Below are 13381 nucleotides of genomic sequence, written 5' to 3' on the forward strand. Positions count from 1 at the left end.
TCGTGAAAATCTTAATCGTCGGTACAGGATATGTAGGAACGACGACGGGTCTGATTTTTTGTGAGATGGGTCATCAGGTAACAGGGCTTGATTTAGACGAAACCAAAATTAAAGCGCTGGAATCTGGTAAATTACACTTCTTTGAGCCGGGACTTGAAGACCTGTTAATTAAGCATCTCGCTGCGAAAAATATTTCTTTTACAAAAAAGACTAAAAAGGCCGTTAAAGAAAATGATGTTATATTCATTTGCGTCGGCACACCTCAAGGCGCAGATGGAAGTGCAGACCTTACTTTTGTGAAAAATGTGGCGGAATCCATTGGAAAGAATATGGACAACTATAAGGTGATTGTCACGAAGAGTACGGTGCCGGTTGGTACGGCAGAGCTGGTCACGAAGTGGATCAGTGAATCACAAAAGGACCAAATTCCTTTTGATGTCGTCTCCAATCCCGAGTTTTTACGTGAAGGTTCAGCTGTTCTAGATGCACTAAACCCGGACCGCATTGTTATTGGTACAACAAGCGAAAAAGCACGAGGCATAATGAGAGACCTTTATAAAGACTTTCACTGTCCAATCGTCGAAACGAACCCTAGGGCTTCCGAAATGATAAAGTATGCAGCTAACTCCTTTCTCGCCTTAAAGATTTCCTATATTAATGAGTTAGCTAGATTGTGTAATAGACTTCAGATTAATGTGAATGATGTTTCAAAGGCGATTGGATTGGATCACAGGATTGGCCCTCATTTCCTTAATGCCGGATTAGGCTATGGAGGTTCTTGTTTTCCTAAGGATGTGAGCGCATTAATCCAAATAGCGAGACAAAACGGGCGCCCGTTGTCCATATTAGAAAGCGCCGCTAAAGTGAACAAAGAACAAACAGATTATTTTATTGAAAAAATCAAGCAGGCTCTCGGAGGAAATCTCCAAAGTAAAACGATTGCTGTTCTAGGACTAGCGTTTAAAGCTAACACCGATGACACGAGGGAAGCCCCAAGTCTCGTTATAATCAAACAATTAATAGAAGAGAAAGTGAATCTTAGGGTACATGATCCGATTGTAAAGTTAGCAAGCGGGCAGTTCCCGACAGTAGCGGAAACGGTGACGGGGGCGGATGCGGTAGTTCTTTGTACTGACTGGGACGACTATAAAGCCCTCGATTGGGCCAGTCTTAAACCGTTAATGAATCAATCATATATTTTCGATGGAAGAAACATGATTGATAAGAGCTTGGTCGAAAGCCTGGGATTCAACTACCTAGGGGTAGCAAATCATTAATATAAAAAAAAAAAAAGAGCATAGATGAATGCTCTTTTTTGTGTTATCACGTTATTTCTGGCTTTGCAATACCAGCTGCAGCCCTAAACCAATATAAATTGCTCCAACGACTTTTCCCTGCCAGCGAGTGAAATTACTATTCTTATTAGAATATAATCGTTTCCCGATTGAACTAGTAAGGAAGGATAAAAGAGTCGTATACAAGATGCTCATCAGCACAAATGTAAGTCCAAGAATTAACAGTTGATATACTACAGGTGTGCCGTTAGGATGAACGAACTGTGGCAGGAAAGCTAAGAAAAAAAGCGCTGTTTTTGGATTAAGCAGCTCAATAAGCAATGCCTGACGAAATGGCACCGAAGGATCAGTCTTTATTGTATCGGTTACTGGTTTTTCTTCGAGGGCTTTCGTTTTCTCGAGTAACGATTTGATTCCTAAGAAAATCAAATAGGCTGCACCTAAATATTTCACGATCTCAAAAGCTAAAGCGGATGTCATTAAAATGGCTGACAGACCAAAAACAGCCGCAACGGTATGAATTAAATCTCCGACAGCTATTCCCACTCCAGTAATGATGCCTGCTTTTCTTCCGCCTTTTGCTGTTTGTGTGACAGTGAGTAAAACAGCAGGCCCAGGAATCAGGAATAATACTAAAACAACTAATATGAAAGTAAGCACACTCTCTCACCTCTGTTGCGCAATTTATCTATTATTATACTATATTCAAGCACTTATAATTGGAAAAATAAACAAGTAGACATATATTTATTTTGCTGATAGAATTTAGGAACTGTCCGCAAAACAAGATGAATTTCAAAAAAAGATTAATTATTTGTTGACAAGAATGATTGATAAGTAGTATAGTATAAAAGTTGTCGCTGATAACTATTAACCTTTTAGAAAAAAAGAAAATAGTTATTGACAACAGCGAATGAAAAATGATAAGATATGAAAGTTGTCTCATCAAATTGTCCTTTGAAAACTAAACAAACAAAAACGTCAACAAACAAAAAATTATTAGTTTCTTATGAAACTAAGCCAACGTAACAAAATGAGCTAATCAACTTTCTTGGAGAGTTTGATCCTGGCTCAGGACGAACGCTGGCGGCGTGCCTAATACATGCAAGTCGAGCGAACCACTTCGGTGGTTAGCGGCGGACGGGTGAGTAACACGTGGGCAACCTGCCTGTAAGACTGGGATAACTTCGGGAAACCGGAGCTAATACCGGATAATCCTTTTCCTCTCATGAGGAAAAGCTGAAAGACGGTTTCGGCTGTCACTTACAGATGGGCCCGCGGCGCATTAGCTAGTTGGTGAGGTAACGGCTCACCAAGGCGACGATGCGTAGCCGACCTGAGAGGGTGATCGGCCACACTGGGACTGAGACACGGCCCAGACTCCTACGGGAGGCAGCAGTAGGGAATCTTCCACAATGGACGAAAGTCTGATGGAGCAACGCCGCGTGAGCGATGAAGGCCTTCGGGTCGTAAAGCTCTGTTGTTAGGGAAGAACAAGTACCGGAGTAACTGCCGGTACCTTGACGGTACCTAACCAGAAAGCCACGGCTAACTACGTGCCAGCAGCCGCGGTAATACGTAGGTGGCAAGCGTTGTCCGGAATTATTGGGCGTAAAGCGCGCGCAGGCGGTCCTTTAAGTCTGATGTGAAAGCCCACGGCTCAACCGTGGAGGGTCATTGGAAACTGGGGACTTGAGTGCAGAAGAGGAAAGCGGAATTCCACGTGTAGCGGTGAAATGCGTAGAGATGTGGAGGAACACCAGTGGCGAAGGCGGCTTTCTGGTCTGTAACTGACGCTGAGGCGCGAAAGCGTGGGGAGCAAACAGGATTAGATACCCTGGTAGTCCACGCCGTAAACGATGAGTGCTAAGTGTTAGGGGGTTTCCGCCCCTTAGTGCTGCAGCTAACGCATTAAGCACTCCGCCTGGGGAGTACGGCCGCAAGGCTGAAACTCAAAGGAATTGACGGGGGCCCGCACAAGCGGTGGAGCATGTGGTTTAATTCGAAGCAACGCGAAGAACCTTACCAGGTCTTGACATCCTCTGACACTCCTAGAGATAGGACGTTCCCCTTCGGGGGACAGAGTGACAGGTGGTGCATGGTTGTCGTCAGCTCGTGTCGTGAGATGTTGGGTTAAGTCCCGCAACGAGCGCAACCCTTGATCTTAGTTGCCAGCATTCAGTTGGGCACTCTAAGGTGACTGCCGGTGACAAACCGGAGGAAGGTGGGGATGACGTCAAATCATCATGCCCCTTATGACCTGGGCTACACACGTGCTACAATGGATGGTACAAAGGGCTGCAAGACCGCGAGGTTTAGCCAATCCCATAAAACCATTCTCAGTTCGGATTGTAGGCTGCAACTCGCCTACATGAAGCCGGAATCGCTAGTAATCGCGGATCAGCATGCCGCGGTGAATACGTTCCCGGGCCTTGTACACACCGCCCGTCACACCACGAGAGTTTGTAACACCCGAAGTCGGTGGGGTAACCGTAAGGAGCCAGCCGCCTAAGGTGGGACAGATGATTGGGGTGAAGTCGTAACAAGGTAGCCGTATCGGAAGGTGCGGCTGGATCACCTCCTTTCTAAGGATATAAGCTGGACATATGAGCCAGACAAAACACGTTTGTTTGATTGTTTATTGTTTGTTTAGTTTTGAGAGTGCAATTTCTCTCAAAACATCGTTCTTTGAAAACTAGATAATCGTAATGAAGAAGTCAAGTAAATACATCGAGTAATCGCCATTTTAGTTTTCTCTCTTAATTTATTAAGAGAAACAAACCTTTCAGGTTAAGTTAGAAAGGGCGCACGGTGAATGCCTTGGCACTAGGAGCCGATGAAGGACGGGACTAACACCGATATGCTTCGGGGAGCTGTAAGTAAGCTTTGATCCGGAGATTTCCGAATGGGGGAACCCACTGTTCGTAATGGAACAGTATCTTTACCTGAATACATAGGGTATTGAAGGCATACCCGGGGAACTGAAACATCTAAGTACCCGGAGGAAGAGAAAGCAAACGCGATTCCCTGAGTAGCGGCGAGCGAAACGGGACATAGCCCAAACCAAGAGGCTTGCCTCTTGGGGTTGTAGGACACTCAACATGGAGTTACAAAGGAACGGGGTAGATGAAGCGGCCTGGAAAGGCCCGTCAGAGAAGGTAAAAACCCTGTAGTCGAAACTTCGTTCCCTCCTGAGTGGATCCTGAGTACGGCCGGACACGAGAAATCCGGTCGGAAGCAGGGAGGACCATCTCCCAAGGCTAAATACTCCCTAGTGACCGATAGTGAACCAGTACCGTGAGGGAAAGGTGAAAAGCACCCGGAAGGGGAGTGAAATAGTTCCTGAAACCGTGTGCCTACAAGTAGTTAGAGCCCGTTAATGGGTGATAGCGTGCCTTTTGTAGAATGAACCGGCGAGTTACGATCCCATGCAAGGTTAAGTTGAAGAGACGGAGCCGCAGCGAAAGCGAGTCTGAATAGGGCGATTGAGTATGTGGTCGTAGACCCGAAACCAGGTGATCTACCCATGTCCAGGGTGAAGTCCAGGTAACACTGGATGGAGGCCCGAACCCACGCACGTTGAAAAGTGCGGGGATGAGGTGTGGGTAGCGGAGAAATTCCAATCGAACTTGGAGATAGCTGGTTCTCTCCGAAATAGCTTTAGGGCTAGCCTCACGTAGTTAGAGTCTTGGAGGTAGAGCACTGTTTGGACTAGGGGCCCTCATCGGGTTACCGAATTCAGACAAACTCCGAATGCCAAAGACTTATCCGTGGGAGTCAGACTGCGAGTGATAAGATCCGTAGTCAAAAGGGAAACAGCCCAGACCACCAGCTAAGGTCCCAAAGTTTACGTTAAGTGGAAAAGGATGTGGAGTTGCTTAGACAACCAGGATGTTGGCTTAGAAGCAGCCACCATTTAAAGAGTGCGTAATAGCTCACTGGTCGAGTGACTCTGCGCCGAAAATGTACCGGGGCTAAACGTAACACCGAAGCTGTGGATTGACATCTTAGATGTCAGTGGTAGGAGAGCGTTCTAAGGGCGTTGAAGCTAGACCGTAAGGACTGGTGGAGCGCTTAGAAGTGAGAATGCCGGTATGAGTAGCGAAAGATGAGTGAGAATCTCATCCACCGTATGCCTAAGGTTTCCTGAGGAAGGCTCGTCCGCTCAGGGTTAGTCGGGACCTAAGCCGAGGCCGAAAGGCGTAGGCGATGGATAACAGGTTGATATTCCTGTACCACCTCTTTATCGTTTGAGTGATGGGGGACGCAGGAGGATAGGGTAAGCGCGCTGTTGGATATGCGCGTCTAAGCAGTTAGGCTGGAAAGTAGGAAAATCCGCTTTCCGTAAAGGCTGAGCTGTGATAGCGAGGGAAATTTAGTACCGAAGTTCCTGATTCCACACTGCCAAGAAAAGCCTCTAGCGAGATAAAAGGTGCCCGTACCGCAAACCGACACAGGTAGGCGAGGAGAGAATCCTAAGGTGAGCGAGAGAACTCTCGTTAAGGAACTCGGCAAAATGACCCCGTAACTTCGGGAGAAGGGGTGCTTTTTGAGGTGAATAGCCTCGAAGAGCCGCAGTGAATAGGCCCAGGCGACTGTTTAGCAAAAACACAGGTCTCTGCGAAGCCGCAAGGCGAAGTATAGGGGCTGACGCCTGCCCGGTGCTGGAAGGTTAAGAGGAGGGGTTAGCCTTAAAAGCGAAGCTCTGAATCGAAGCCCCAGTAAACGGCGGCCGTAACTATAACGGTCCTAAGGTAGCGAAATTCCTTGTCGGGTAAGTTCCGACCCGCACGAAAGGCGTAACGATCTGGGCACTGTCTCAACGAGAGACTCGGTGAAATTATAGTACCTGTGAAGATGCAGGTTACCCGCGACAGGACGGAAAGACCCCGTGGAGCTTTACTGTAGCCTGATATTGAATTTTGGTACAGCTTGTACAGGATAGGTAGGAGCCTGAGAAGCCGGAGCGCTAGCTTCGGTGGAGGCGTCGGTGGGATACTACCCTGGCTGTATTGAAATTCTAACCCGCACCCCTTATCGGGGTGGGAGACAGTGTCAGGTGGGCAGTTTGACTGGGGCGGTCGCCTCCTAAAGAGTAACGGAGGCGCCCAAAGGTTCCCTCAGAATGGTTGGAAATCATTCGTAGAGTGTAAAGGCACAAGGGAGCTTGACTGCGAGACCTACAAGTCGAGCAGGGACGAAAGTCGGGCTTAGTGATCCGGTGGTTCCGCATGGAAGGGCCATCGCTCAACGGATAAAAGCTACCCCGGGGATAACAGGCTTATCTCCCCCAAGAGTCCACATCGACGGGGAGGTTTGGCACCTCGATGTCGGCTCATCGCATCCTGGGGCTGTAGTCGGTCCCAAGGGTTGGGCTGTTCGCCCATTAAAGCGGTACGCGAGCTGGGTTCAGAACGTCGTGAGACAGTTCGGTCCCTATCCGTCGTGGGCGCAGGAAATTTGAGAGGAGCTGTCCTTAGTACGAGAGGACCGGGATGGACGCACCGCTGGTGTACCAGTTGTCTTGCCAAAGGCATCGCTGGGTAGCTATGTGCGGACGGGATAAGTGCTGAAAGCATCTAAGCATGAAGCCCCCCTCAAGATGAGATTTCCCATAGCGTCAAGCTAGTAAGAACCCTGAAAGATGATCAGGTTGATAGGTCAGAGGTGGAAGCGTGGTAACATGTGGAGCTGACTGATACTAATCGTTCGAGGACTTAACCAATTTTTAAAGCGAACTCGTAGTTTACAAACACTTCTTCTACATTATCTAGTTTTGAGAGAATGATCTCTCTAACAAAATAGGTCTGGTAGCTATGGCGAGAAGGTCACACCCGTTCCCATACCGAACACGGAAGTTAAGCTTCTCAGCGCCGATGGTAGTTGGGACGAAAGTCCCTGTGAGAGTAGGACGTTGCCAGGCACGAAAAAGGACAGCTATATTAGCTGCCCTTTTTTGTGTCCAAAAAAAGTAGAGCCCCTGTCTAATCTAATGGCTCTACTATAGGAAGTTATTATTGGACAGTGAAACTGTTCATGTCAGCAGAATATGTGTAATTAACTTCTTTTTTATCACGAGTGAGAACAAGTGTCTTCTCAATCAGCCTAACATTTGAAAATCCACTTTCCTTAAGAACAGGAGAAAGGATCCCTTTTAATCCCTTCTTGTTAATTGAAAAGATCCAGACAGTGGTATCTTCTGCTTGATTCTGTGTGACTAATACTACCTCAACATACTCATCCGAAGGATCAAAGTCATATTCGACGCCTGAAAGGGAATACCCATTTTTTAGTAGTTTATTAAGGTCAATGGGGTCTGTCGCTGGTTTAGTATTAAAGTTCAGCTGATAGGATTCCCCATCTATATCTGTCATTGTTACCACCTGATCTTGTCCAGAGATAGTACTTAATTGTTTTCCCCCAAGATTAAGGACAAATGTCTGTCCCGCTACTTCACCCTGTGAGGCCTCTTTGAATTCGTTCAGTGAAATACCTGCAGGTTTCTTCGGATCCACTGACTCTTTTTTATCAGCTTTTACAATCCCCATGGTTTTCTCCACCTTTGCCTTAGGCTTTGGTACATCGGGAAATAATTTACTATAGCCATACCAAGCTCCTCCTCCAGCGCCACCTAAGATAAACAAAGATAAACCTATTTTCAGCCCATTCTTCCTTAGGAATTTAACTAAAGGACTGGCTGTTTCTATTTCCACGTCTTTTAGTAAATTTTTAAAGCTATAGTTTTTTATTAACATTAGCTCTTTTCGTAGGGAAGAATTCTTCCAAATAGATTGAGGATGACTAATCAAATATTTTCTAAGTGAACGTTTGTAGTGTACATCCGTTTCAACCTTTCTAACATTCCTGCTAATAAACGACAAAAGCGTCTGGTCCTCACCGTATCTAATCAAATAATCCAGCAACCCCTGATAATCGACTCCATCATACTCCGAATCAAAGGCTACAAAAAGGAGTGGGAATTGTTCGGCAGTTGGCTTGTTTTGCAATAGCTGCTGAAGGGTGCTTCTAATGTGGGCACGAAGGGTCCCCGTTAATGGACGTAAATCATAGGTACCCGCCTGAGAGGGTATACTGATGAGTTGGTAAAGTGCATTTGTGATTTGATAATTTTCCTTTACCTTCACATCCTTTATATCCCTGACATTATGTTCCTTTGGAAAAATCATACCGAACGTCAGGATATCGTTCATCGTAAGTTCCTTCAAACGAATCGAACGTAGGAGGGCAAGTTTAGCACGTGCAAGCAGGTCATCTTTAAATTCGATAAAAGCAGCACTCGGCTTCTCCATGCTAAAATTTTTCACCAATAGAACCGAATGAAATGGATTACTTGCATGGTTAATAGAAGAAACTACCTTACGAATCGCAACAGCCTTAAATTTCTCAACATCTAAAAGAAAAGGAGTGGCCAGCAACAGGTGAAGCTCTTTTAAGACGTCTTCTGTATGGACCACCTGTACTAAACGTTCATCGAGATATTGTTCAAGGAGCAGTTCATAATCTGAATGGTTATTCATAAACAGCAAGATAGCCTGGTATCCCAACTTGTCCTGTTCAATCACTTTCCATAGTTTATGGAAGAGAGGATTGTTTTGATAGAAGGCAATCGTATCTACAATCATCCCAAGTGCCTCATCGCTTCTCACAATTGAATTAATGGCAACAACTGCCTGAATATAATCAAGAGCGGTATTTTTATCTGCAGTTACTTTCTCCTCGGTCACTAGTTTAATAAACAGTTCAGCCAAAGCTGGTTTTGCTTCACTTTTTACCTGAAGAAACTTTAACAAACTATGTAAAAAACCGATTTTATTATTGTGATAGAAAGTCCCGTTTTGATTGTTAAGAGTTAAATAAATAGCAGTTAATTGATAGTAGCTAGCTACTTCCAGCTTCTGATCTTCTCCTAGACCAGACAGGGCATTCTCAGCAAAATCGAAAAAATCTTCTATTCTCCTTGAATGGGAAAAATGCTCCATGGCAAAATCTAAATACTCGTGCTTCTGGCCATCAATCTCCACTCCGGAAATTCTCCTTGCGGAAAGGTCAAAGATTAATTGCTTTTCAATAGAGCGGTCCGCCATATTTAGTGTTCCAGGTTCATAAAACATCACATGAATATAATTTTTTGTCTCAGGGGTACTGGTAAACGTCATTGCGCCTAATTTACGACGATGAGCATAGGGCAAATAAACAGATATTAGCTCAAGTAACTGTAGAGCAAAGGACGAATAATCCTTCAACGGAACAGTCAAGGAAATAAACACTTTTTTCTTACCTGCAATCGAAGTCATAACTGCGAATAAAAGTTGTTTAAACTGGCCCTCGCTCATCCCAAGCTTCTTTAACAGTAACTCTTTATCTAGAAGAATATCATTCTCACCAGATTCCATATGCTCATATTCAGGAAGTACTTTTCCATCACTGATATCATAGGAAGTCGCAAATCCCTTCCATTGAAACAACCTCTCAGGATGCTTGACCCATTCATCCTTCCGACTCGGAGGGACAATATAATTGTGCATGAAATAGGTGCTGCGCTGCCCAGTGAAATCGGCAGGGACAAATACAGCCTGACCAACGACAAGATGGCCAGTTTCAGGCTGAAAAATCGTCACAGCTTCAGGGAAGAGGGAGGCATCCTTTTCGCCGCGTTCGGTTAAAGCCTTTGGCGCATGATACATACAAAATGGATGTAAATACTTTTTCACAAATGCATGTTCAAGACCATCGGAAATGGCAATGGTGTCATATCCATCGGTGGGATGAAAAATTCCGCCCCGTTCCCGTGTATACATCTGCTGCTGAATCAACTTCCCGGTCACTGCTCATTTCTCCCTTCTATATATCCAAGCTTATAAAGCAGCCAAATGAAAGGTTCATCCACACGAATCGGACTAATGATGCCGCTCACCTGTTGGTCGACCGGATTGCTTCCGAGTGCGGAGACTGCAAAATAGGAGGTATCTTTAAAATAAACATCAAGTGCATTTACAAACGGAGTATCCACTTTGGATAAAAATCGCCTGATTTCTCCATTAATATTTTCATATTCATCTAAATGTAGATGGCCCTTATGGGTGACATGACGAAATACATTGCTATTGGTACGAATATATTCGCCGTCATCATGCTTTAAGGAATGCAGCAGATCACTTTTCGTCAATACCACGGCTGTTGGGATATCGGTTTTACTATTTTCTAAATGGGCAATAAAATCACTAAATAAGGAAATGACGACTTCCCGCGGTTCGTCTCCCTGACCGACGATTTTCCCAGGATTTTCTCCCATTTGATGGATTAGCTTTTCACGGATGGCACGAATTTGCATCGGATCCACCAAGAAAAGAATACCGGCCGAGTTTTTTATATGGGCGGCATGAAGTTTAATGTATTCTTTATCTGTCATACCTTCACCTGCGACATCGAAAAAGACAAGTGTCAACGGGGCTTGGTCTTCATCCTTAAAAACAAATTGAAAGATAAACGGCTCTTGTCGATTTGATTTCTCTGTTGATTGCAGCAGGCTACCTTTTTCAAACAAGGGAATCTCATAATTGGTTCGGAATCGTTTACTAATTTCATTATCTAGAGGGATACATGCTGCATTAAAGTTATTGGCCGTCACATGCTGTAGGGTATGAATCAATGACGTCATATATACGGACTTTCCAACAGAAGTCGCGCCAACAATCGAAACAATATTGCTTGGATGTTTACCGGCAGTAACCGGTAGGTCGTTATGGCAGGATGGACAGAGACGGTTCTTAGTCACGACCGAGTATTTATCGGAAACACCCATGAGTACACGATCAGAATAAATCTTGTTTTCATCTGGAATCATGGAAGGATAGACAATAGCCTCTAATTCATCAATGGGAGCAAGACCAAATTTTTCCCGGTATTTGTTCAATAACTCATCTTCCTGTAATGCCAGCGTTTCATCAACATCGCGGTGATGGGCCGCCCGGAAGACGACCTCTTCATGATGAAATTTTGAAAAGCAGTAAGGGCAGACAATATCGTAAAATGGTAATCTTTCTTTTACAGGTTGTTTTTTTTCAAAGATTCGTTTTAGTATGGCGAACATCATTAAGCCCCCTATTCAGGTATCAGTTCATACATTTCAGCTGATTTCTTTCCGTTACTAAAAAAGATTCGTATATATTCATCTTTATTGATTTCGATTTCAGGCGACAGTGTTTTCCCTGAAGGAAAGTCGCGAACAAAGGGATACACCGTTCCATCGTCGACCGATACTGGCACACCGCCCCTTTTTTTTACGTACACTAACAGTTCCTTATCTAGCGGAAGCTCGGTCATAATACTCATCTTTACGCGTTTCTTTGGCTGAAAGAGTTTATTTTTATAGGTAATGGAAAAATAAACTCTTGCCTTTGATCCGGATACATAGATGAGATTCTGCTCGTTTTCCTGTCTATAAACAATGAGTTTTCCGTCCTGTTTTTGGCAGGGGAAAATGCGGTAGGCATAGCGGCCGATGCTATCCATTCTGCCAATATAGCCTTGATTGGCCTTATATTCCTCACGGGTGTAGAGCTTTAAATCAGCTTCATTCAGTTCATTAATGGGACAGACCTGGTCTGCAACTGCTTTATATATGTAGACAAAGTCGATTTCCTTTGACCAAAACCAGGATAAATGAACCTCGGAATCTCGTATGGTCTTTTTTATGTCTTTAATTTCAAGATTAGGAGAAGAAATGGTTTCCCAGTTCAGCAAGCAATCACCCTCCATCTCGTTCTAGTTGTTTATCATTTTATTAAAAACCCTTCTTATAGGGCTCGCGCTTGGCTGAGGAATTTCTTGATGTAAAGTCTACTCCGCCGAAATGACGGGATGTGCCACCAGCAAGTTTTTCCCGTATCGGAATGATCATCGTGCCAAGAGCAGTTAAAGCTGTTAAGAGAATCGCAGCAGCTAGTCGATAGGAAAAGCCGGATTGCATTTGATTTTGCAACCCAAGCTCAAGCACGAGCCCGGCCAATAATCCCGAAATAAGACCAGTGATCCCGTAGCTTTTTACCAAATAGCGGTTATCAAAGAGAATGCCTAATGCTAATCCAAACAAACCACCAATCAGTATCATGAAAAGTACCCGAAGAACGGCGAGATAGAGACTGTCTTTAAACAATCCGTGCCGCTCGGTCACAAGCAAACGGTCTTGATTTTCTAAATAAATTCTTTCAAATACGCTTGTGAGCTCATTGGCCTTTTTGACGTCATAGAAGGAACCACCAGTCCGGGAGGCAATTAACTTTAGGAGCTGGGCACCGCCCCTGTCAATTTTACTCATGCCAATGGTATTAATGATGATATCCTTGTCTTGATAAGGCTCAACCACTGCATCCAGGTTCAGCTCGCTATAGCCATCAGAAAAAAGAATGACCATCGGTTTTCGACCGGCTTGCTGATGATCGTTGATTTCCTTCATTGCCGTATCTAAGGCCTTGCCAATATCTGTACTGCCACTAGCTTTCAAGTGATTGATTTGATCAATTGCATCCATACGCTCCGCTTGATCGTTAATGTTAAACATTGATTTGGTAATAGACGCGTTTTCATTAAAAGAAATAACAGACGCACGATGATGTGGCTCCATCGTAGAAATGAGCTTTCCTGCTGCCTTCAAGCTTTCGTGGCGCGGATCGGTTTTATTCATGCTGTCCGAAATATCCATGACCATAACAATATCGTCGGGTGGTTTCACACTTGAAAAATTAAGTGAATAAAGGAATTGAAAAATAAGACCAGCAGTAAACAGCATCACAAGGGTGGACGGCAAAAGGACCTTCCAGGATAAACCCGAATATTCTAAGCGCCAGCTGCGTCCATTTATTAGAGGTGTAATCAGTTCAGCAATTAGGCAAAAGAGCCCGGTAAATAAGGCAAGCTGTCCAAAATAAGCACCCATCAACAGAATATTAGGCCAAACACCATAGTAAGTGCCTATTAACCATTCGCCAGCAATAGCGCCAACAAAGCCTGCAATGACACTAAAAACAAAAAAGAGGAAACTAAATTTACGGACAGGCATGTGTAAG

6 protein-coding genes and 3 rRNA genes are annotated in these 13381 nt (G+C 44.6%); 4 read left to right on the forward strand and 5 right to left on the reverse strand.

Annotated features, from left to right (window positions below; genetic code table 11):
- The first annotated feature begins 2 nt into the window (after nucleotides 1-2).
- Nucleotides 3-1277: a UDP-glucose dehydrogenase family protein gene (locus RCG25_RS04200; RefSeq protein WP_308082436.1), complete on the forward strand. Its 1275-nt coding sequence runs from the start codon at nucleotides 3-5 to the stop codon at nucleotides 1275-1277.
- A 51-nt stretch (nucleotides 1278-1328) separates the two neighbouring features.
- Here the strand turns inward: RCG25_RS04200 and RCG25_RS04205 are convergent, their stop codons facing one another.
- Nucleotides 1329-1955: a LysE family translocator gene (locus RCG25_RS04205; RefSeq protein ID WP_308082437.1), complete on the reverse strand. Its 627-nt coding sequence runs from the start codon at nucleotides 1953-1955 to the stop codon at nucleotides 1329-1331.
- A gap of 388 nt (nucleotides 1956-2343) precedes the next feature.
- Between RCG25_RS04205 and RCG25_RS04210 the strand changes: the two genes are divergently transcribed.
- The 3 genes from RCG25_RS04210 (at nucleotide 2344) to rrf (ending at nucleotide 7218) form a co-directional block, all read left to right on the forward strand.
- Nucleotides 2344-3880: ribosomal RNA gene (locus tag RCG25_RS04210) — 16S ribosomal RNA — on the forward strand.
- 203 nt (nucleotides 3881-4083) lie between these two features.
- A 23S ribosomal RNA gene (locus RCG25_RS04215) occupies nucleotides 4084-7020 on the forward strand.
- Between the two features lie 81 nt (nucleotides 7021-7101).
- Nucleotides 7102-7218 (forward strand): 5S ribosomal RNA (rrf, locus tag RCG25_RS04220).
- The 16S, 23S and 5S rRNA genes sit together here, the layout of an rRNA operon.
- Nucleotides 7219-7309: 91 nt before the next feature.
- Here rrf and RCG25_RS04225 read toward each other — a convergent pair.
- From RCG25_RS04225 to RCG25_RS04240, 4 genes are read right to left on the reverse strand one after another with little or no spacing between them, the layout of a single operon-like run.
- Entirely contained in the window at nucleotides 7310-10141 is a 2832-nt protein-coding gene (locus RCG25_RS04225; RefSeq protein WP_308082438.1) for a GAP1-N2 domain-containing protein, read from the reverse strand.
- Nucleotides 10138-11406: a TRAFAC clade GTPase domain-containing protein gene (locus RCG25_RS04230; protein ID WP_308084093.1), complete on the reverse strand. Its 1269-nt coding sequence runs from the start codon at nucleotides 11404-11406 to the stop codon at nucleotides 10138-10140. Before RCG25_RS04230 ends, RCG25_RS04225 begins: the two co-directional genes overlap by 4 nt.
- 11 nt (nucleotides 11407-11417) lie before the next feature.
- On the reverse strand, nucleotides 11418-12059 hold the full coding sequence (locus RCG25_RS04235) for a beta-mannanase (protein ID WP_308082439.1): 642 nt from the start codon (nucleotides 12057-12059) through the stop codon (nucleotides 11418-11420).
- A gap of 40 nt (nucleotides 12060-12099) precedes the next feature.
- Nucleotides 12100-13374 (reverse strand): vWA domain-containing protein, encoded by a 1275-nt coding sequence (locus RCG25_RS04240; protein ID WP_308082440.1) that lies wholly within the window; start codon nucleotides 13372-13374, stop codon nucleotides 12100-12102.
- Between the last annotated feature and the right edge of the window lie 7 nt (nucleotides 13375-13381).

Origin of the sequence: Neobacillus sp. PS2-9 (assembly GCF_030915525.1) — a bacterium.
Lineage (GTDB): Bacteria > Bacillota > Bacilli > Bacillales > Cytobacillaceae > Neobacillus.